Genomic DNA, 21292 nt, shown 5'->3' on the forward strand with positions numbered 1-21292 from the left:
CCATGGTGGCCTTCATGACGCTCGGCGCGCGCGGCAGCTGGTCATTCATCCTGCCCTTCCGCGGCGTGAAGCTCTTCTCGCTGGTGCTGGTCGCCTATGCCATTGCCGTTTCGACCGTGCTCTTTCAGACGATCACCAACAACCGTATCCTGACCCCGTCGATCATGGGTTTCGACTGGCTCTACATGCTGCTCCAGACGATCCTCGTCTTCACGCTCGGGGCCGCAACGACATCGGCAATCGAACCGCGGCTGCTGTTCGTTATCGAAGTGGCGGCGATGACCGGCTTCTCTCTCGTTCTCTACCGCTTCCTGTTTTCCGGATCCGTGCGCGAGCTCCACCTGTTGATACTGATCGGCGTCGTCTTCGGCACGCTCTTCCGCAGCCTTGCCGGATTGCTGCAACGCCTCATTGACCCGAATGAATTCGTAGTCCTGCAGGACCGCCTGTTTGCCAGCTTCAATACCGTCGACAGCAACCTGCTGGTGATCTCCACCGTGCTGATCGGCCTGACCAGCGTGGCTGCGTTCAAGATCTTCCACACCTTGGACGTGATGGCGCTGGGTCGCGAAACGGCAGTCTCCCTCGGGGTCGATCATCGGCGCATCACGATGATCGTTCTGGCCCTCGTGACTGTGCTGGTTTCGATCTCCACAGCGCTCGTCGGACCGGTAACGTTCTTCGGACTGCTGGTGGCCAATCTGGCCTATATCCTGATGCCGACCGCAAAGCACCGCCATGTGCTGCCGGCCGCCGTGCTTGTGGCGATCATCTGTCTTGTCGGCGGCCAGACCATCCTCGAACGCCTGTTCGCATTCGATACGGCACTCTCGATCGTCATCGAATTCGCCGGCGGACTGTTCTTTATCCTCTATCTCCTGAGGGGTGCTCACCGATGATCGAAATCCGCGACATCAGCAAGTCCTACGGCAGCAGCGTGGTTGTCGACAACGTGACGGCGGCATTGCCCAAAGGCGGCATCACGTCCATCATCGGACCGAATGGCGCCGGCAAATCGACGCTTCTCTCGATGATCGCCCGGCTCATGCCCATGGATCGCGGGACGGTCCTGGTCGATGGGCTGGACATCGCAAGAACATCCGGCGACGTACTTGCAAAGCGCCTGTCGATCCTGCGGCAGGACAACCACATGACTGCGCGACTGACCGTCCGCGATCTCGTTGCCTTCGGCCGCTATCCCTACAACAAGGGGCGCCCGACGCCACAGGATCAGGACCATATCAACCAGGCGCTCGCCTACCTCGGACTGGAAGAGTTCGCGGAACGCTTTCTCGATGAACTTTCAGGCGGGCAGAGACAGCGGGCCTTCGTCGCCATGGTCCTGTGCCAGGACACCGACTACATGCTGTTCGACGAGCCGCTCAACAATCTCGACATCCGCCATGCCGTGTCGATGATGAAGCTGCTTCGCAATGCGGCCCGGGATTTCGGCAAGACGGTCGTCGTGGTCCTGCACGACGTCAACTTTGCCTCCTGCTATTCCGACCACATCATCGTCATGCGCGACGGCAAGCTCTTCCTGCAAGGAAAGCCGCGCGAGATCATCCGGCCTGAAACGCTGGAAGACATCTACGGCTGCCCTTTCGAGGTGCACGACCTCGGAGGCGACCTCATCTCGGTCTACTACGGCTGAACCGCCGATCCCGGGCCAGCATCACGACAAAGAAACGCTGCTCGCCATCGCGAAACAAGGAGCTCCATCCATGGACAAGGAAAACACTACGACCCCCGCACGCGCTACGACGGACATCGGCACTGAGCATGCAAGCCGCTATCTGCAGCAGCTCTGCAAGCACTTCGCCCACAAGCGCCCGGTCTCCTTCGACGAAACGTCCGGGCAGATCACTCTGATGTCGGGCGAATGCCGGCTGCAGGCTGACGATACCAAACTGGCGATTACGGTGGAGACACCCGATGCATCTCAACTGGAGCAACTGCAGGATGTCGTCATCCGCCACCTCGAGCGCTTCGCCTTCCGCGAAGAGCTTAAGGTCGAGTGGCGCCAAGGCTGACGACGCACTCCATGAAAACCTGAAGGGAAGCCGTGCGGGCTCCGGCAAAGAGCCCGCACGGCATTGGAGGTTCTACTCCGCTGGAGAGAGAGCGGGTACCTCCTCCATGCCCGACCGCCGCAGGGGCCGGCTGCCGGTCATGATGCGAACGAGCACGTAGAAGACGGGCGTCATGAAGATGCCGAAGAAGGTCACGCCGATCATGCCCGAGAAAACGGCGATGCCCATGGCAGAGCGCATTTCCGCGCCAGCACCTGTGGAGATCACCAGCGGTATCACACCCATGATGAAGGCCATCGACGTCATCAGGATGGGACGCAGGCGCAACCGGCTCGCCTCGACGGCAGCCTGGAATGGCGTGCGCCCCTCCAGTTCCAGCTCCCGGGCGAATTCGACGATCAGGATCGCGTTCTTCGCCGACAGTCCGACAAGGACCACAAGGCCTATCTGGGTGAAGATGTTATTGTCTCCCCCCGTCAGCCAGACACCTGTTAGTGCCGCCAACACGCCCATCGGCACGATCATGATGATCGACAGCGGGAGCGTCAGGCTCTCATACTGGGCTGCCAGCACGAGATAGACGAGGAGCAGCGCAAGCGGGAAGACCACGATCGAGGAATTGCCGGCCAGGATTTCCTGGTAGGTCAGATCCGTCCATTCGAAGTCTATGCCCTGCGGGACCGTCTCCTCGACGATCTTCTCGATCGCCGCCTGTGCCTGGCCCGACGAATAGCCGGGGGCCGGGCCACCATTGATATCGGCCGAAAGGAACCCGTTGTAGCGGGTGGTGCGCTCGGGGCCGGTCGTCTCCTCCACGTTCAGCAATGCCGAAAGAGGGATCATTTCGCCTGACCGCGATCGAACCTTCAGCTCGCCGATATCATCCGCCTGCGCACGGAACTCGGCATCTGCCTGGACGCGGACACTGTAGGTCCGGCCAAAGGCGTTGAAGTCGTTGACGTAGAGGGAGCCCAGATAGATTTGCAGGGTCTCGAAGACGTCGGTGACGGCAACGCCGAGCTGTTCAGCCTTGGCGCGATCGACGTTGGCATAGAGTTGCGGGACGTTGATCTGGAAGCTGGAGAAGATGCCTGCCAGTTCCGGAGCCTGATAGGCCTTGGCGATGACAGCCTTCGTGGCTTCGTCGAGAACCTGGTTGCCGTAGCCGGCACGATCCTCGATCTGCAGCTTGAAGCCGCCGGTCGAACCGAGCCCGTTGACGGGCGGCGGCGGGAACATGGCGATGAAGGCATCCTGGATCCCCGAGTACTTCTGGTTCAGTTGCATGGCGATCGCACCGCCTGAAAGCTCCGGCGTTTCGCGGTCCTCGAAGTCATCGAGCACGGCAAAGACGATCCCGGCATTGGAGCCTATCGTGAAGCCGTTGATCGACAAGCCGGGGAAGGCGATGGCATGAGCCACGCCCGGCTGTTCGAGCGCTATATCGCTCATCTGCCTGACGACGTCCTCGGTACGGTCCAGGGTGGCGCCGTCCGGAAGCTGGGCGAAGCCGATCAGGTACTGCTTGTCCTGCGCCGGCACGAAACCGCCCGGCACCGCCGTGAACACGCTGTAAGTCGCAGCGACCAGCGCCAGGTAGATGACCATCACCAGGCTCTTGCGGGACAAAAGCCCACCAACAGTGCGGCCGTAGCCGTTCGATGCGGCTCCAAAAACACGGTTGAAGCCGCGGAAGAACCAACCGAACAACCGGTCCATTCCCCGCGTGAGCCAATCCTTCGGCGCATGGTGATCCTTCAGCAACAGGGCCGCGAGAGCCGGAGACAAGGTCAGCGAATTGATGGCGGAAATAACCGTCGAGATGGCGATGGTGAGGGCAAACTGCCGGTAGAACTGGCCGGACAGCCCGGTGATGAAGGCGAGCGGCACGAAGACCGCGACCAGTACCAGTGCAATCGCAATGATCGGTCCCGACACTTCGCGCATGGCCTTGTAGGTCGCCTCGCGCGGCGACAGACCATTCTCGATGTTGCGCTCGACGTTCTCGACCACGACGATCGCGTCATCGACAACGATGCCGATGGCAAGCACGAGCCCGAACAGGGTCAAGGCGTTGATCGAGAAGCCGAAGGCATACATGACCGCGAACGTACCGATGATCGACACGGGAACGGCAATCAGCGGGATGATCGAAGCGCGCCAGGTTTGCAGGAACACGATGACGACGAGAACGACCAGCGCGACCGCCTCGAGCAGCGTCTCGATCACCTTGTCGATCGAGGCCCGGACGAATTTTGTCGTGTCATAGACGATCTCGTATTTGACGCCCTCCGGCATGGCGAGCTGAAGTTCGTCCATGGCGGCGGTTACAGTGTCGGCAATCTCGATGGCGTTGGAGCCCGGGGCCTGCAGGACAGCGATGGCCACGGCCGGCTGGCCGTCGAGCAGCGAACGCAGGGTGTAATCGGCGGCGCCCAGTTCGATACGGGCGACGTCACGCAGACGGGTTATGGCACCGTTCTCGTCGCTTTTTACGATGATGTTACCGAACTCCTCCGGGGTCTGGAGGCGTCCCTGCGCGTTGACGTTCAGCTGCAGTCCCGTTCCCGGTACGCTCGGCGAAGCGCCGATCGTGCCGGCTGCTGCCTGGACGTTCTGCGCCCTTATGGCGTTGCTGATGTCGCTTGCGGCCAGCGAATGTTCCGCCGCCTTCTGCGGATCGATCCAGACGCGCATCGAATAGTCGCCGGCGCCGAAGACCTGAACCTGCCCGACGCCTTCGATCCGGGCCAGCCGGTCCTTGATGTTCAGCGTCGCGTAGTTGCGGAGATAGGTGATGTCGTAGCTGTCGTCTGCCGACACCAGGTTGACCACCATGATAAAGTCCGGCGAACTCTTGACGGTCGTGATCCCGAGCGAGCGGACCTCGGCCGGCAGCCGCGGCTCGGCCTGGGCCACGCGATTCTGCACGAGTTGCTGCGCCTTGTCGGGATCAGTGCCCAGCTTGAACGTGACGGTCACCGTCAGCACGCCGTCAGACGTCGCCTGGCTGGACATGTAGAGCATGTCCTCGACGCCATTGATCTGCTCTTCCAGCGGCGTTGCAACTGTTTCGGCGATGACGGTGGGATTGGCGCCGGGATAGATGGCGCGCACGACAATCGAGGGCGGCACCACTTCCGGATATTCGGAAATCGGCAGGGAGCGCAGTCCGATCAGGCCCGCGACGACGATCAGGATCGACAGCACCGCGGCAAAGACCGGGCGGTCGACAAAAAACCTTGAGATACTCATGTCAGAACCCTCTCTCCGGGGTTGAACAAGACAAAGGAAAGCCCGTCTCGCAGCCCTGACGGGCCGCGAGCGACATAGCTTCGTTGTGTTTGCTAGCGGTGGCGCTTGCCGCCGGTCTTCATTTGTTGGCTACGTGCTCTTCCGTCTGCGGCTCCACGACCGCGCCGGGACGGATACGCTGCAGGCCGTTGACGACGACCCGATCACCCGGGTTGAGGCCGGTCTTCACAATCCGCATACCATCGATCGAAGCACCAAGCTCGACCTGCCGGTAGACGATCGTGTTGGCCGCATCGACCACCATGACGAACTTCTTGTCCTGATCCGAACCGACCGCACGTTCGCTCACCAACAGATGGTCCTGAGCTTTCGGTTGCCCGATCCGCACCCGGACGAATTGACCCGGGATCAGGCGACCGTCCGGATTGTCGAAGACAGCGCGCAGGCGAATGGTGCCGCTTGCCGCCCTTACCTCGTTATCGATGAGCTGGAGCTTGCCCTGCACCGGCTTTTCATCGGCAAGCGTGACTATTTCAACGGGAACCTGTTCAAGCGCCCGGGCGCCGTTCTGTGCCGGAAGCTCTGCCAGGATGCGAGCGACGAGTTCTTCGCCCGCATCGAAGCTCGCATAGATCGGATCCACGGAAACCAGGGTGGTCAGGACCTGCGATGCATCGCTCGCCGCAACCAGGTTGCCTTCCGTGATCTCCAGCTTGCCGACGCGGCCCGATATCGGCGCCTTGATCTGCGTATATCCCAGATCCAGCTCCGCAATCTTCAGCGTCGCCTCGGCGGACTGAAGACTGGCGGCAGCTTCACGCTGTGCGCTCTGCCGCTGTGCCAACTCGCTCTGGGAGATCGTGTTCTTCGCGACCAGGCTATTGCCGCGTTCGAGCTCGGTGCTCGCCAGTTCGACACGCGCCCGGGCCGACGCGACCTGACCTTCCGACTGCGCCACCGCCGCAGCATATGGGGCAGGATCGATGGTGATCAGAGGATCACCAGCGTTGACCAACCCGCCTTCGCGGAAATGTACTTCCTGTATCGTCCCGGCCACCCGCGAGCGGATCTGAACACGATCCACCGCCTCCAGGCGGCCGGAAAACTCCTGCCACGTCCTGACATTACGCGGTTCAATCGCCGCTACAGTCACCGGAATGGCTGGCGTCGGCGCAGCCTCGGCCTGCGTTGCCTCGGCGGCCGGTGCGAAATCGAAATAGCTGACGGCACCTGCAATCGAGACAGCAAGAGCCGCTCCGGCGCCCCACAGGGCCCAGGTTCTGCTGGTCATTGTCATGAATTCTCTCCTTGCGGCCAAACGCGGCCGCTGCGTTATTTCAAATCAATCGGTTACGAACTCAAATCCCGAACGAAGAGGTCGAACTGCGTACAGAGAGCCTGAAGCCAGGCACCGTCCCCTTCGTTATAAATTCCTGCCCAGCCGCATCCGGCTGGAAAGACATGCTGGCGGACCTTGACGCCCGCTTCACTGAGACGTTCCGCGTAGCCGACCGTCTCGTCGTGCAGCGGATCGTCCTCGGACGTCACAATCAATGCCGGCGCCACCGCCGAAAGCCGCGAACACAAACAGGGCGCCGCATAGGGGTGGGAAGACCCGCAAAAGCCGCGCAAGTAGTGCATCCAGCCGTCCGACCAGCGTTCCCGCATGCCGATCTTGTCGGCTCCGCGGATCGAAACCGAACTCATGCTCGGATCGATCATCGGTGACAGAAGCACCTGGCCACTCAACTGCCCTGGCATCTGATCGCGGGCCTTGAGCGCCAGACCTGCAGCAACATTGCCACCTGCCTCCTCACCCATCACCAGCAGCCGGGATTTTGCCCCGCCTAGTTCCTTACGGCGCGAACCGAGGCAACGCAGAGCCGCCAAACTGCATTCCAACACATCCGGAAACCGGTTCTCCGAGATGCTGCCATAGTCGGCCTCGACCACCACGGCGCCATTTTCGGCCAGCGCCCGGGCAATCGGCGTTTCCTGTTCAGCAGGCTCATCCTGCTGGAAGGCACCGCCACCGAAGTAGAGCACAATCGGCGAATTCTTCGCCTTCACCGGCGGCTCGTAAAGCCGCATCGGCATCGCGACCCGCGAGGGAATTTCCAGCTCAACTTTTTCCCATGGCATCCTCATCGAGACCTCTGCCTGCTGTTTATCCAAGGCAGGTTCTTGTTTCCGTGATGCCACCTGATATTATTGTTCGGCTTAACTTGCACAAGCTTCATATTCGTAATTCACTGTCCGCTATATCTGGACAATAGAGCACTGTGTCGAGGACTACCTACCATGGATCAGCTTTCTGCGATGCGCGCCTTCGTCCGCGTGGTTGAGACGGGGAACTTCACCCGCGCCGCCCGCACCCTCAACATGTCGAAGACGACGGTGACAAATCTCATTCAGAACCTCGAAGGCCATCTTCGAGCGAAACTGTTGAACCGTACCACGCGACGAGTTGCGGTGACCACCGAAGGTGCGCTCTATTACGAGCGCGCCGCCCAGCTCATCGCAGATCTGGACGAACTGGACGGCAATATCGCCACGTCACAGTCCCAGCCGTCCGGCCGGCTGCGGGTCGAGATGGCCGGCGCATTTGCCGATCTCGTCGTCATACCGGCCTTGTGCGACTTCCATACGCGCTATCCGCAGATCCAGCTGGACATTGGCGTAGGCGACCGCCTCGTCGATTACGTTGCGGAGAACGTCGACTGCGCGCTGCGGGCCGGCACGCCGACGGACCAGTCGCTGATCGCCCGCAAGGTCGGCGAGATCAGCATGCACACCTACGCCTCTCCCCGCTATATCGAGAAATTCGGCACACCGGAGCATCCGCGCGATCTGGAAAACGACTTCACCTCCATCGGCTATCTCAATGCCCAGGCAGGACGGGTCTTTCCGCTGGAATTCAACAGGGGCGACGAAAGGCTGGAAGTTACGCCGAATTACTCTGTATCGGTCAACGACAGCCGCAGCTACGTCGCCGCCGCGATCGCTGGCATGGGCATCGCCCAGGCTCCTTGCTTCATGGTGCGTGAGCCGGCGGAAAGCGGTCAACTGATCGAGATCCTCCCCGACTGGAGCCGGGAATCTCTGCCGCTCTACATCGTTTACCCACGCACTCGGCATCTCGGCAACAAGGTGCGCGTCTTCGTTGACTGGCTCGTGAAGCTCCTCAAGGACATGAACGCTCGCGACCGCGACTGGCTCAGAGAAGCCGACACGAAGACCAGGCTTGCACCAACTCCTGTCCCTGCAGCGGCGGAATAGAACGCTCTACCGCGGCAGGTTCCCTCTCACCGGTTTCAGTCGCTGAGCGCCTCAGCCTGTCATTTTCTGGACCACGGCATGGGCTGGCGCTGGAGAAACGCCTCTATGCCGGCCTGACCCTCGACGCTTTCCCACCGATCCGCCAGCAGGCTGGCCGTATCACTCAGCGGGTCCGCCAGTTCCTGCCTCGCCAGCTGGCGAACAAGCCGTTTAGTCGCTGCAACAGCACCCGGAGCACAATCCAGAAAGCTCGCAGCCTGCTCCGCGACCTGCCGGTCGAGATCGTCAAGCGGGCAGATCACGGATACCAGCCCTATTCGCCCGGCCTCCGTAGCGGAAAACCGGATACCGTTGAGGATCAGGCGGCGCGCCGCACCTTCGCCGATGCGGCGAACGACGTAAGGGCCGATCGTCGCCGGAATGAGCCCGAGACGCGTTTCCGTCAACGCAAACTGACAGGGCTCGACGGCGACGACAATATCGCAGACCGACATCAATCCGACGCCGCCGCCGAATGCGTTACCCTGCACCCGGCCGATCAACGGCTTCGGCAGTTCGTCCAATGCCCTCAACATCCGGCTGAGGTCCAGTGCGCCTTCCATCTTCCCCGCACGATCCCTCGCTACCTGATCGCGCATCCACAGGAGATCTCCGCCGGCACAGAAGGTAAGTCCCTGCGAACCGAGAACAACGACCCTGATCTTGTCGTCAGCTGCGATACGGGCGGCTGCTTCCGTCAATTCCGCGATCATGTCGGCATTGAGAGCATTGTGCTTTTCCGGCCGGTTGAGCATGAGCGTCGCAACGCCCTGACGGTCACAGAAAAGCTCGATGGTCCGATAGGATGTCGTCATGCCGGAACTCCCTTCAGGCTTCGGGCAAAGACCTCCGCCTCGGCAAGGCGATCCGTATTGACGCCGGTCCTGAAGCCCAGGTGGTGAAGGCGTGCGACAGCCTGCCCGGTCGCGACATTGCCCTTGGCGCCCGGCGCATAGGGGCAACCGCCCAGCCCGCCGGCTGCGGCATCAAAAACCCGAATGCCTCTGTCGAGGCCGGCGCTGATGTTGTCGAGCGCCCGCCCATTCGTATCGTGGAAATGGCCGGCGAGACAATCTGCCGGCACCTGATCGAGGACGGCATCAAGCATCGTGGCAACCCGCTCCGGTGTGCCGTGGCCGAGCGTATCGCCCAACGAGACCTCGCGACACCCCAATGCGAGCAGGCGCTCCGCAACTTCCGCCACCTGGCGGGGCTCCGTGGCGCCATCATAGGGGCAGTCAATCACGCAGGACACATATCCGCGGACCGGCACTCCGTCCTGACGTGCCTTTTCAACAAGTGGAATGAAGCGCTCGAAACTCTCGGCGATCGAGCAGTTGATGTTTTTTTGGCTGAACCCTTCGGAGGCCGAAGCAAAGACGGCGACTTCATCAACCCGGCTGGCACGAGCGGATTCGTAGCCGCGCAGATTCGGCGTCAGGGCTGTGTAAAGCGTGCCTGGTCGGCGAGTGATCCCGGCCATGACCTCTTCGGCGTCCGCCATCTGTGGCACCCGATCGGCCCGCACAAAGCTGGTCACCTCGATCTTCTGGAAACCGCAGGCCGACAGGAGGTCGACAAGCCGGATCTTGTCGGCAGCGGCGATAATCCTCTTCTCGTTCTGCAGCCCATCCCGCGGACCGACCTCATGAACCCGGACAAATTCAGCCATCGTCCGGCTCCAGCGTCAAAAGAGTCATTCCGTCCTGGACCTGCTCGCCTTTAGCAACCATGACGTCCGCGATCCTGCCATCGCGCGGCGCCGAAAGCGCCAGCTCCATTTTCATCGCCTCCATGACCGCGAGTATCTGACCCTTGGCAACCACGGCACCCGGCTTAGCCTGAAGAAGCTTCACGGTTCCGGGCATGGGTGCGACGATGCGGTCTCCACCGCTTGCGAACTCCTCCTCGCTTTCGAGTTGATCGAACAGCGTGAAATGCCAGCTCTCGCCCTCCCGGAAAATGGTGACGTCGTGGATGCCCCGGGCGAGATTGACCGCCTCCGTTCTGCCGTCCGTTTCCAGAAGCCAGCGTTTGGAACTTGCTGTTACCCGGATCTCGACGCTCTCGGCATCCACCGCCACGCCCCATAGATCTGCGCCCTTTCGTTTCAAGGAGACGTGCAGGGGATGTCCACGATGTTCGACCACCACGAAATCCGTCGCCTCCGACCAGAGCCGGAAACCGGAAAGACTGCCCCATGGATCATTCGAAGGTCTGGCCTCAAAAGCCTCGGACAGGACGAGTGCCGCAAGTGCCGTGAGCTCCACCGGCGGCGGCGGGACCTTGGTGAGTCCAGCCAGATGACGGTCGATCAGGCCGGTATCCGGCCTGCCCGCAGCGAATTCCTGCTGACTGGTCAGCCGCCGAAGGAAGGCGGCATTCGTTATGACGCCCGTGGCGCGAACCCCGGCCAGCGCCTGCGACAGCCGAGCAAGCGCGACCGCGCGATCCGGCCCATGGGTGACGACCTTGGCGATCATCGGATCGTAGAAGGGTGAGATACGGTCACCGGACCGCACGCCGCTGTCGATGCGGGCAAGCTGCTCCGGTAGCTCCAGATGCGTCAGTATACCGGTGGACGGCAGGAAACCCCGCTCGGCATCCTCCGCATAAAGCCGTGCCTCGAAAGCCCAGCCGTTGATGGAGAGCTGGTCCTGCCCAAGCGGCAGCAGCTCTCCGGACGCAATGCGCAGCTGCCATTCGACGAGATCGACGCCGGTGATCGCTTCGGTGACCGGATGTTCCACCTGCAGGCGCGTGTTCATTTCCATGAACCAGAAGCGCTCTGGCTTCAGTCCTTCGGAGGCATCGGCAATGAACTCGATCGTGCCGGCGCCGGAATAGCCGATCGCCTTGGCCGCCGTCACCGCCGCCTCTCCCATGGCACGGCGCATCTCCTCCGGCATGCCCGGAGCCGGTGCCTCCTCGATGACCTTCTGGTGTCGGCGCTGCAGCGAGCAATCCCGCTCGAAGAGATGCACGACGTTGCCGTGATCGTCGCCAAAGACCTGGATCTCGATATGGCGCGGGTGGGTGATGTACTTTTCGATCAGGCAGGCAGCATCGCCGAAAGCCGCCAGAGCCTCGCGCTGGGCAGATGCCAGGGCTTCCCTGAAACCGGCAGCGTTCTCGACCCGCCGCATGCCCTTGCCACCGCCGCCTGCACGCGCCTTGATGAGGACTGGAAAGCCTATCCGATCCGCTTCGGCGCCCAGGAAATCCGGGGTCTGGTCGGCACCGTGGTAACCAGGGACGACTGGAACGCCGGCCTTTTCCATCAGCGCCTTGGCGGCATCCTTCAGGCCCATGGCACGGATGGCGGTCGCCGGCGGTCCAACGAACCGGATGTCGGCAGCCGTCACGGCCTCTGCGAAATCCGGATTTTCCGAGAGGAAGCCGTAGCCTGGATGAATGGCATCGGCACCTGTCCGCTGCGCCGCCTCGATGATCCTTTCACCGCGCAGATAGCTTTCCATCGCAGATGATGGACCGATATGAATGGCTTGGTCAGCCAGTTCGACGTGCAGTGCATCGCGGTCGACGTCGGAATAGACGGCGACCGTCGCGACGCCCATACGACGAGCCGTCCGGATAATCCGGCAGGCGATTTCCCCACGATTGGCAATCAGCAGCTTACGGATCATCGGCCCTCTCACATCCGGAACACGCCGAAGCGCGTATCCTCGATCGGGGCGTTGAGTGCGGCCGAAAGGCTCAAGGCCAACACCTGCCGTGTCTTGGCGGGGTGGATGATGCCATCGTCCCAGAGCCTGGCAGAGGCGTAAAGCGGGTGGCTCTGCTCCTCGAACCTGTCGAGAACCGGCTGCTTGAAGGCGGCCTCCTCTTCTGTACTCCAGGTCTTGCCGCCGCGCTCGATCGCCTCCCGCCGCACGGTTGCCAGAACACCTGCCGCCTGCGGCCCACCCATTACCGAAATCCGGCTGTTCGGCCAGGTCCAGAGAAAGCGCGGCGAATAGGCTCTTCCCGCCATGCCGTAATTGCCGGCGCCGAAGGAACCGCCGACGAGGATCGTCACCTTCGGCACAGAAGTCGTAGCAACCCCCATCACAAGCTTCGCACCGTGCTTGGCGATGCCTTCGGCCTCGTATTTCCGACCGACCATGAAGCCGGTGATGTTCTGCAGGAAGACGAGCGGGATTTTTCGCTGAGAGCACAGCTCGATGAATTGCGTGCCCTTATTCGCGCTTTCGGAGAACAGCACGCCGTTATTGGCGACGATGCCGACCGGAATACCGAAAACATGGGCGAAGCCGCAAACCAGCGTGGTGCCGAAGCGCGCCTTGAACTCATCGAAACGCGAGCCGTCAACAACACGGGCGATGACCTCCCGGATGTCGTAAGGGACGACAAGCGACGCCGGGACGATGGCTGAAATCTCCTCCGGATCGTAAAGCGGTTCCTCCGGCTTTTCGAGAACCACTGTCTCCCGCTTGCGGGTGTTGAGGCCGGCGACAGCGCGGCGGACCAGCGCCAGCGCATGGGCATCATCACGGGCCAGATGATCCGCGACACCGGAAAGACGCGTATGGACATCGCCGCCGCCGAGATCCTCCGCCGTAACCTCCTCCCCGGTCGCTGCCTTCACCAGCGGCGGGCCAGCGAGGAAGATCGTGCCTTGGTCCCTGACGATGATTGCCTCGTCCGACATGGCCGGCACGTAGGCACCACCCGCGGTACAGGAACCCATGACCGCGGCGATCTGGGCAATGCCCTTCGCCGACATGCGCGCCTGATTGTAGAAGATGCGGCCGAAGTGATCACGGTCCGGAAAGACCTCGTCCTGGTTCGGCAGATTGGCGCCACCTGAATCCACCAGATAGACGCAGGGAAGCTGGTTTTCCTCGGCGATTTCCTGGGCGCGTAGATGCTTCTTCACCGTCATCGGGTAATAGGTGCCGCCCTTCACCGTGGCGTCATTGGCAACGATCATCACCTCGCGACCCTCGACCCGACCGATGCCGGTCACTATGCCGGCGGAGGGGCTTGCGCCGTCGTAGAGGCCATGCGCGGCCGTGGCGCCCATCTCCAGAAAGGGCGAGCCGTGGTCAAGCAGCCGCGCAACGCGCTCCCTCGGAAGCAGCTTGCCGCGTTTTACGTGACGCGCTTTCGCATCCTCGCCGCCACCCGCCTCGGCCAGCGCAACCGCGGCCTGTACCTCGGCAAGCTTCGCCTGCATGGCGGCGCGGTTCGCTTCGGCGGCCTCACTTCGGAGATTAAGCTGCGAGCGTATGACGGCCATCAGGCGGTTTCCCGGAAGAGTTCGCGGCCGATCAACATGCGGCGGATTTCAGACGTGCCGGCCCCGATTTCCATCAGTTTGGCATCGCGCAGCAGCCGGCCGGTCGGATTGTCGTTGATATATCCGTTGCCGCCGAGGATCTGGATTGCCTGCAGTGCCTGCTGGGTGGCCTGCTCGGATGCATAGAGGCAGCAGGCGGCGGCGTCCTGCCGCGTCACCGCGCCACGATCGCAGGCGGCCGCAACGGCATAGACGTAAGCGCGGGCCGAGTTCATCGCCGTATACATGTCGGCGACCTTCGCCTGGATGAGCTGGAATTCGCCGATCGGCTGGCCGAACTGCTTCCGCTCGTGAACATAGGGCATGACGACATCGAGACAGGCATGCATGATGCCGGTGCCGATCCCGGCCAGGACCACACGTTCATAGTCCAGCCCGGACATCAGCACGCGAACGCCGCCGCCTTCAACGCCCATGACGCTTTCGGCCGGCACCTCGCAGTCCTCGAACACCAGTTCGCAGGTATTGGAGCCACGCATACCGAGCTTGTCGAGTTTCTGCGCCGTCGAAAAACCCTTGAAGCCGCTTTCAATCAAGAATGCAGTAACGCCCTTCGGCCCGGCTGCCGGATCCGTCTTTGCGTAGACCACCAGCACATCGGCATCAGGCCCGTTGGTGATCCACATCTTGGTGCCGTTCAGAACATACCCGTCGCCACGCTTGTCGGCACGGAGCTTCATCGACACGACGTCAGACCCGGCACCGGGCTCGGACATGGCCAGCGCACCGACATGTTCCCCCGAGCAGAGCTTCGGCAGGTAGCGCGCCTTCTGCTCCGACGAAGCATTGCGGTTGATCTGGTTGACGCAAAGATTGGAGTGGGCGCCGTAGCTGAGCGAAGTCGATGCAGACGCGCGAGCGATCTCCTCCACCGCCACGACATGGGCCAGGTAGCCGAGACCGGATCCGCCGAATTCCGGGTCGGCCGTGATGCCGAGCAGGCCCAAGGCTCCCAGTTCCGGCCAGAGGTCCCGGGCGAATTCGTTGCTGCGATCGATCTCATCGGCGCGCGGGGCCAAGCGTTCCCGCGCAAACCGATGCACGGTCTCGCGAACCGCCTCTACCTCGTCGCCGAGCGCAAAGCTCATGGATGCGTGGAACACCGGTCTCCTCCCAGGCGTGCCTACTCCTGAGAGAATTTGTGAGGCAGTGAACGGGCGGCGTCAATGACCGCCGGCAAGATCGCAAGATCCGGTCGCAATACGGCAGCGCTTTGAAAAAAGATTGCCTATTTCGGCAGATGATACGGGTTCAGGCCCGGCACCCACTGAGTGTTGGGAAGCCTTGTGCCGGAAAAGGAGAGCCCGCTTTCGGTCTTGCAGCGATAGACCCGGCGCGGTGCCGCGTCACCATACAGAATGTCGTAACGGTCACCGCGGCCGATATAGACCTCCTCGATGCTGCTCGTGCAAGAATAGCTGTCGCGGCCGACACGCTCTTGCTCCGGTACGACACCCGGAAGATCGTGGAAGCTGTTCCGCGGTTGCTGCCGGAATCCGTCATCCGCCCGTGCAGGAGCAAGCGTTGCGAGCACGGCGGCCAAGAGCATCAGCAGCGGCAAAATCCAGGCAGTTTTCAGCATGGCGAATCCCTATCAACACCCGGAAGATATGATCTCGCGTCGTCGCGTGCCATGGGCCGCGTGCCACGTTTTTGTGATCGGCCGGCTCGTGACTAAAGCCGGCGGTAGCCTGTTGGCTGGCTGTAGAGCCACCCGATCCGTTGCACGGCGGCTTCGAAGTTCTCTCGGGCGACGGTCATCGTATGGCCGTTCGCATGAAGCAGCATCTCTTGATCCTCCATCAGACCGACATGGCCCTTCCAGAAGACAAGGTCGCCGCGCTGCAGTTCCTCTCGGGAAATCTCCGTCCCCATTGCCGACTGCATATCCGAATCCCGTGGGAATGTTCGTCCGACCATCATCAGGGACAGCTGGACCAGCGCCGAGCAATCGATACCGAAGCCGGAGCGTCCACCCCAGAGATAGGGCGTTTCGAGAAAGCGTGCCGCGACCGCCACATAATCCTCGCCTATTGCCTCGCCTACGGGCAGGCAATGACCGGCAATGACGGCGCTGCCGTCGGCCATCGTCAGATAACGGGTTCCGCGGGTTTCCGCCTCGCCTACAGCCCTGATCCGGCTGCCCATGGAGAGCGCCGCAACGGCAGGACGACGAAGCTCGGGCGACGGATAGACGAAAGTCCTTGGCGCTCGGATGACATGTGTCACATTTTCGGGCGCGCCGAGCTGGTCCTCCGGAAGGTAGCCGACATAGCCGTCCAGGTCCGCCTGCACCCAAGCCCAGCCGTTCGCCCGCTCGAAAACGCGCACGCTCTCGCCGAACAACAGTTCCGTGTCGATGCCGCGATCCATGTCCGGCTCTGCGCGCAACGCTGCTACCGGCAGTGCAATGTTCGCAGGTTCGCCCGTTACGAACCTTTCGGCAGCGATGCGACCCTCAAGCCTTTGATCGGCAAGATCGGGACGGTGCGCATGCAGTCTTCTGTCCAATATCGTCGTCATCAGTTCCGCGCCGATACCCGGCCCTCCTTGCGGATCAGATCCGCCAACTGCTCCAGATAGAGCGCGCCCGCGACCGTCCGCTTCACCACGACGTTGCGGCGGTCGGCCTCGTCGCGAACCCGGTCCACCAGCCCCATATCGCCCATCGTATCCAGAGCGCGGGTGACTACCGGCTTGGTGACGTTCAGTGCTGCGGCCAGACCGCGCACGGTGTGCGGCGGAGGGACCAGATAGATATGCAGCAGGATCGCCATCTGCCGCAAGCTCAGATCCGGCCCTTCGCGCCGAACCTGCTCCAGCGTCACCCGCTGCCACAGGCCCAGCGCCTCCGTCGATGTCAGTTCAACCGGCATGACCGCTCCCTGCTCTTCAGAAGAAGCGATTTTAAGCCCAAGCCATTACCGGATCATTGCTAGGCCTTCGCCATGTCCTGGATGTGCCGGTAGAGCGAGCGTATTGCGAAAGCTTCACCGCCCACCGGCGAATGCGGCTTGTCGGCGAGCGTCCATCCATAGACGTCGAAATGCGCCCATCGGGTCTGGCGGCCGACGAAGCGCTTGAGGAAGAGGGCAGCCGTGATCGACCCGGCCATGCCGCCGGACGGGGCATTGGTGATGTCTGCGGCGCGCGACTTCAGATCCTTGTCATAGCCCTGCCAGAGCGGCAGGCGCCAGATCGGATCATTCTCCTGTCCGGCAATTTCAGAAAGACGCGCAGCAAGATCGTCGTGGTCTGTGAAGAACGGCGCGATGTCCGGGCCGAGCGCTACGCGCGCGGCTCCCGTGAGCGTCGCCATGTCGATCAGAAGATCGCTCGGCTCTTCCTCCGCATAAGCCAATGCATCGGCAAGGACGAGGCGGCCCTCGGCATCGGTGTTGTCGATCTGAACCGTTATGCCCTTGCGGCTACGGTAAATATCGCCGGGGCGGAACGCGTCGGCGGCGATCGAGTTTTCCACTGCCGGCACCAGGACGCGCAGGTCCACATCCAGGCCGGCATCCATGATCATCAACGCCAGGCCCATGACATTGGCGGCACCGCCCATATCCTTCTTCATCAGGAGCATGTTGGCGGCACCCTTGATATCGAGCCCCCCGGTATCGAAGCAGACACCCTTGCCAACGAGCGTGACCCGGGGGCCGCTGCCCCTGCCCCAGCGCATATCGAGCAGCCGCGGGGCCTGCGCACTGGCGCGGCCCACCGCGTGGACAAGCGGGAAGTTCCTGGCCAGCAGCTCGTCGCCGACGATGGAGGAAACCTCCGCGCCGTAGTGACTGCCGAGTGCGCGAAACACGCTCTCCAGATCCTCCGGCCCCATGTCGTTCGTCGGTGTATTGATGAGATCGCGTGCCAGAAACACACCCGCCAGCTGGCGTTCCACATCCGCACGAAGGTCTGCGGCAAGCGCCAGACGCACGTCCTTCTGCTTGTCCTGCCTGTAGCGGCCGAAGCTGTAGCCCCCGAGCCCGAAGCCGAGGGCCACCTTGTCCGCCGGCAGTCCAGTCCCTTCGACATGCCAGTCGCCTGCGGGGAGCAGTTTCGCAAGCCTGCCAGCGATCAAGGGGGCTTCGGCAGGTTCCGAACCGAGGCCGAACAGCGCAGAAGCAAGCTCTCCGGTTGAGGAGGGTACCAGCAGAAAGGCGCCCGCTTCAGCCTTGAAGCCCGCGGCCCGCACCCATGCGAGTGTCCCGGCGTCGAGGCGACCCTCCGTGATATCGGCCGGGGTTACGGCAAACACGGGGCGCGAGGCGGATGCCGGATCGGCAAAGAACGAGGGGCGAAAGATGTGCTGGAAGCTTGTCATGGGAGACCTTCATGCGTGGCGGATCAAAGCTTTAACGCTCCATTAGGGTTAATACTTTATTTCTGGTCGTGAGGATTCGCCACCCACTCGAGGCCCCGGTTCTAGAAATCTTGCCTGCCCTCAAGTCCATGAGATAACCGCCATGACCGCAGCACGCCGTTTGATTGCCAACAAGGACCGCCTCACCCGGACCACCGGTGCGGTCCTGCTTGCACTGGCGCTGGCCGGCTGCGCCAGCAAGAACGACACGTTGACCACGGGATCCATTCCCTCAACCGCTGCATCGCTGGATGGCATGAGCGGAACTCAGCTGAACAATGCGGAGCAGTCGATCGGTGCGGCATACGACCGCAATCCCAAAGACCGCAATACCGGATTGCGCTATGCACAGGTTCTCGGCATGACCGGCAAGCACACGCAGGCGCTCGCCGTCATGCAGCAGGTCGTCATCGCCCATCCGACCGACAGGGATGTGCTGGCAGCCTACGGCAAGGCCCAGGCGGCCGCGGGCCAACTGGAGCAGGCGCTCGCGACGATCCAACGTTCCCAGACGCCGGATCGCCCTGACTGGCGCCTCTATTCCGCTGAAGGCGCCGTTCTCGACCAGCTCGGCCGCTCGGCAGAGGCGCGCCAGAAATACAGGATGGCACTGAACACTCAGCCCAACGAGCCTACGGTGATGTCCAATCTCGGCATGTCCTATGTCCTGTCGGGCGACCTTCGCACGGCCGAGACCTACATGCGCTCCGCGACCCAGCAGCCTGCCGCAGACAGCCGTGTACGCCAGAACCTTGCTCTCGTGGTCGGCCTGCAGGGGCGCTTCCAGGAGGCCGAGGAGATCGCCAAGCGGGAACTGTCGCAGCAGCAGGCTGATGCCAACGTCACCTATCTGCGCTCGATGCTGTCGCAGCAGAACTCCTGGGCAAAGCTTGCCGACAAGGATGGCAAGCCGAAATCCGCGACGAACTGATCGTCCATTCGACACAAAGAAAAGCCCGGCAAACACCGGGCTTTTCTTTGTTCAGGCATGATCAGAACTTATCGGAAACCTGGATGCCGGCGGGCCCAAGGATAACGGCCACCAGCACCGGAAGGAAGAACAGGATCATCGGTACGGTAAGCTTGGGCGGCAGGGCAGCCGCCTTTTTCTCGGCCTCGTTCATCCGTTCGTCGCGTCCCTCCTGCGCCAGCACGCGCAATGCCTGGGCGATCGGCGTGCCGTAGCGTTCCGCCTGGATCAGGGCTTGCGTGACATTCTTGACGATATCGAGCTGGGTGCGCGTCCCGAGGTTCTCCAGCGCGACCCGGCGATCGGGAAGGAAGGAAAGCTCGGCTGTCGTCAGCACCATTTCCTCGGCCAGCTCGGGTGACTGACTGCTCATCTCCTCGGCGACCCGCCGCATGCCGGCTTCGATCGAAATGCCCGATTCCACGCAGATCAGCATCAGGTCGAGCGCATCCGGCCAGGCCCGCTTGATCGAGTGCTGCCGCTTGGTCACCCGGTTGCTGATATAGATGTTCGGCAGATAGAAGCCTACATAGGCCACGACGATCGCAACAAGCATGCGTATGGCGAAGGGCCGATCCGTCAGGTTTCCGAGCACGAAGATCCAGAGGACCGCGAGTGTCAGAAACACGAACGGCAAAAGGAAGCGAGCCACCAGAAACACGTTCAGGGCATTCTGCGTTCGCAAGCCAGCCGCGCGCAGACGGTTGACGGTGTTGTCGTCGACGAGAGCCTTTCGCAAATTGAAGCGTTCGACAATCTGGCGAACCGATTGGTTGTTCTGGGTGCGCAGAGTGGTCTTGGACGCATCGGCATTCATGCGAGCGCGCTCACGTGCCCTCATCATATCCCGTTCCGTGGAAACGGCCTTCATGCGTTTGTTGAGATCCCCCCGCTCAAGAAAGGGGCTTGCGAGCGTGTAGAACGTCGCGAACACGGCGACCGCGACCAGCACGGCGAAAAGAAAGGCTGGATCGGTCAGGGTCGCGGCGAGATCCTTGGTCATGGCAGCTATATCTCGAAGTTGATCATGTTGCGCATGACAAGGAGGCCGATGGACATCCAGATCCCGGACAGCAGCATGATGATGTGACCCCGGGAATCGGTGAAGAGGATCATCATGTATTCGGGCGAAGTCAGGTAGACGAGCAGCGCCACGATGAAGGGCAGTGCACCGATGATGGCTGCAGACGCCTTGGCTTCCATGGAGAGAGCCTGGACCTTGGCCTTCATCTTCTTTCGCTCGCGAAGAACCTTCGCCAGATTGCCCAGGGCCTCCGACAGGTTACCGCCCGCCTGACTCTGGATCATGATGACGATCGAGAAAAAGCTCACTTCCGACAGCGGCATGGTCTGCATCATGCGAACGCAGGCTTCGGGAATGCTGAAGCCAACCTGCTGGGATTCGACCACGCGCTTGAACTCGGCCTTGACCGGCTCCTGTCCGTCGGACGCAATCAGCCGCAGCGCGTCATTGAGCGGCAAGCCCGATTTGATGGATCGAACCATGACGTCGAGCGCGTTCGGAAACTCGTTCAGAAACTTCTTCTGCCGCCGCTTTACGAGAAAACCCACGATCCAGCGCGGGAGACCCAATGCAGCGACGAAGCTGGCACCAAGGGCGGCGACCAAAGGAGCACCGGCAATCAAAGGCATCAACAGGAAGGCAAGACCCAGAGCGACACTCAATATGTAGAAATGGCTCAGCTGCAGCGACAGGCCTGTCTGGGCAAGGCGCGACTTGATGCTGCCGTTGCCCATCTTGCGAGACTTCTCTTCCTGCTTCTTTTCGAGATCCTTGAGCGAGTCCTGCACCGACTTGCGGCGCTTCGACATTTCCTGCACCCGGTCGCGTGCTGCCTTGACCTTGGTGAGATCGGATTCCGCCGCCTTGACGCGGTTGATGCGCGCATCGGTCTTCTTCTCAGTTTCGATACGCGAGAACAGGAACACATAGCATAGGGCACCGGCCGCGACCGCCGCCAGCGCGATGATCAGCACGACCGTCATATCGAGACCGAACATTCAGG

The 21292-nt window shown here is 62.0% G+C and carries 19 protein-coding genes; 5 read left to right on the top strand and 14 right to left on the bottom strand.

The annotated features are described in order from the left end of the window. Window positions 1–2: 2 nt before the first annotated feature. From LH464_RS03770 to LH464_RS03780, 3 genes are all read left to right on the top strand, one after another. Complete coding sequence (locus LH464_RS03770; RefSeq protein ID WP_226785090.1) at window positions 3–899, top strand: iron chelate uptake ABC transporter family permease subunit; 897 nt, start codon at window positions 3–5, stop codon at window positions 897–899. Beyond that, the gene (locus LH464_RS03775) at window positions 896–1654 is read left to right on the top strand and encodes an iron ABC transporter ATP-binding protein (protein WP_226785028.1); all 759 of its coding nucleotides are present in this window, start codon (window positions 896–898) and stop codon (window positions 1652–1654) included. The genes LH464_RS03770 and LH464_RS03775 overlap by 4 nt, the downstream gene beginning before the upstream one ends. Before the next feature lie 70 nt (window positions 1655–1724). Further along, complete coding sequence (locus LH464_RS03780; protein WP_226785029.1) at window positions 1725–2033, top strand: DUF2218 domain-containing protein; 309 nt, start codon at window positions 1725–1727, stop codon at window positions 2031–2033. 72 nt (window positions 2034–2105) lie between these two features. Here the strand turns inward: LH464_RS03780 and LH464_RS03785 are convergent, their stop codons facing one another. From LH464_RS03785 to LH464_RS03795, 3 genes are all read right to left on the bottom strand, one after another. Continuing rightward, window positions 2106–5288 carry an efflux RND transporter permease subunit gene (locus LH464_RS03785; RefSeq protein WP_226785030.1) on the bottom strand — a complete coding sequence of 1061 codons (3183 nt, stop codon included), beginning with the start codon at window positions 5286–5288 and terminating at the stop codon, window positions 2106–2108. Window positions 5289–5406: 118 nt separating this feature from the next. After that, window positions 5407–6585, bottom strand: a complete 1179-nt coding sequence (locus tag LH464_RS03790) for an efflux RND transporter periplasmic adaptor subunit (protein ID WP_226785031.1) — start codon at window positions 6583–6585, stop codon at window positions 5407–5409. 53 nt (window positions 6586–6638) lie between these two features. Continuing rightward, window positions 6639–7436 carry an alpha/beta hydrolase gene (locus LH464_RS03795; protein ID WP_390624914.1) on the bottom strand — a complete coding sequence of 266 codons (798 nt, stop codon included), beginning with the start codon at window positions 7434–7436 and terminating at the stop codon, window positions 6639–6641. 153 nt (window positions 7437–7589) lie between these two features. Here LH464_RS03795 and LH464_RS03800 point away from each other — a divergent pair, with 153 nt between their 5' ends. Beyond that, entirely contained in the window at window positions 7590–8567 is a 978-nt protein-coding gene (locus LH464_RS03800; RefSeq protein ID WP_226785032.1) for a LysR family transcriptional regulator, read from the top strand. Between the two features lie 59 nt (window positions 8568–8626). Here the strand turns inward: LH464_RS03800 and LH464_RS03805 are convergent, their stop codons facing one another. The 9 genes from LH464_RS03805 to LH464_RS03845 all read right to left on the bottom strand — a co-directional run bounded on the left by LH464_RS03805 (window position 8627) and on the right by LH464_RS03845 (window position 18256). After that, complete coding sequence (locus LH464_RS03805; RefSeq protein ID WP_226785033.1) at window positions 8627–9421, bottom strand: enoyl-CoA hydratase-related protein; 795 nt, start codon at window positions 9419–9421, stop codon at window positions 8627–8629. Continuing rightward, entirely contained in the window at window positions 9418–10278 is an 861-nt protein-coding gene (locus tag LH464_RS03810; RefSeq protein WP_226785034.1) for a hydroxymethylglutaryl-CoA lyase, read from the bottom strand. Before LH464_RS03810 ends, LH464_RS03805 begins: the two co-directional genes overlap by 4 nt. Further along, on the bottom strand, window positions 10271–12253 hold the full coding sequence (locus LH464_RS03815) for an acetyl-CoA carboxylase biotin carboxylase subunit (RefSeq protein ID WP_226785035.1): 1983 nt from the start codon (window positions 12251–12253) through the stop codon (window positions 10271–10273). Before LH464_RS03815 ends, LH464_RS03810 begins: the two co-directional genes overlap by 8 nt. A gap of 8 nt (window positions 12254–12261) precedes the next feature. Further along, a complete protein-coding gene (locus LH464_RS03820) occupies window positions 12262–13869 on the bottom strand; it encodes a carboxyl transferase domain-containing protein (protein WP_226785036.1) in 1608 nt (535 codons plus the stop codon). Then, entirely contained in the window at window positions 13869–15017 is a 1149-nt protein-coding gene (locus tag LH464_RS03825) for an isovaleryl-CoA dehydrogenase (RefSeq protein WP_255648265.1), read from the bottom strand. Before LH464_RS03825 ends, LH464_RS03820 begins: the two co-directional genes overlap by 1 nt. Window positions 15018–15157: 140 nt before the next feature. Beyond that, window positions 15158–15511 carry a hypothetical protein gene (locus tag LH464_RS03830; protein WP_226785038.1) on the bottom strand — a complete coding sequence of 118 codons (354 nt, stop codon included), beginning with the start codon at window positions 15509–15511 and terminating at the stop codon, window positions 15158–15160. Window positions 15512–15603: 92 nt separating this feature from the next. Then, window positions 15604–16452 carry a C40 family peptidase gene (locus LH464_RS03835; protein WP_226785039.1) on the bottom strand — a complete coding sequence of 283 codons (849 nt, stop codon included), beginning with the start codon at window positions 16450–16452 and terminating at the stop codon, window positions 15604–15606. Then, the gene (locus LH464_RS03840; RefSeq protein WP_226785040.1) at window positions 16452–16805 is read right to left on the bottom strand and encodes a MarR family winged helix-turn-helix transcriptional regulator; all 354 of its coding nucleotides are present in this window, start codon (window positions 16803–16805) and stop codon (window positions 16452–16454) included. Before LH464_RS03840 ends, LH464_RS03835 begins: the two co-directional genes overlap by 1 nt. 59 nt (window positions 16806–16864) lie before the next feature. Next, window positions 16865–18256 (bottom strand): leucyl aminopeptidase family protein, encoded by a 1392-nt coding sequence (locus LH464_RS03845; protein ID WP_226785041.1) that lies wholly within the window; start codon window positions 18254–18256, stop codon window positions 16865–16867. Between the two features lie 142 nt (window positions 18257–18398). Between LH464_RS03845 and LH464_RS03850 the strand changes: the two genes are divergently transcribed. Further along, window positions 18399–19226, top strand: a complete 828-nt coding sequence (locus LH464_RS03850; RefSeq protein ID WP_226785042.1) for a tetratricopeptide repeat protein — start codon at window positions 18399–18401, stop codon at window positions 19224–19226. A gap of 61 nt (window positions 19227–19287) precedes the next feature. On the opposite strand, the gene LH464_RS03855 is transcribed toward LH464_RS03850, so the two are convergent. Further along, a complete protein-coding gene (locus LH464_RS03855; protein WP_226785043.1) occupies window positions 19288–20268 on the bottom strand; it encodes a type II secretion system F family protein in 981 nt (326 codons plus the stop codon). Window positions 20269–20273: 5 nt separating this feature from the next. Then, window positions 20274–21287 (bottom strand): type II secretion system F family protein, encoded by a 1014-nt coding sequence (locus tag LH464_RS03860; protein ID WP_226785044.1) that lies wholly within the window; start codon window positions 21285–21287, stop codon window positions 20274–20276. Window positions 21288–21292 lie beyond the last annotated feature (5 nt).

Source organism: Pseudorhizobium xiangyangii, assembly GCF_020531965.1.
GTDB classification, from domain to species: domain Bacteria; phylum Pseudomonadota; class Alphaproteobacteria; order Rhizobiales; family Rhizobiaceae; genus Neorhizobium; species Neorhizobium xiangyangii.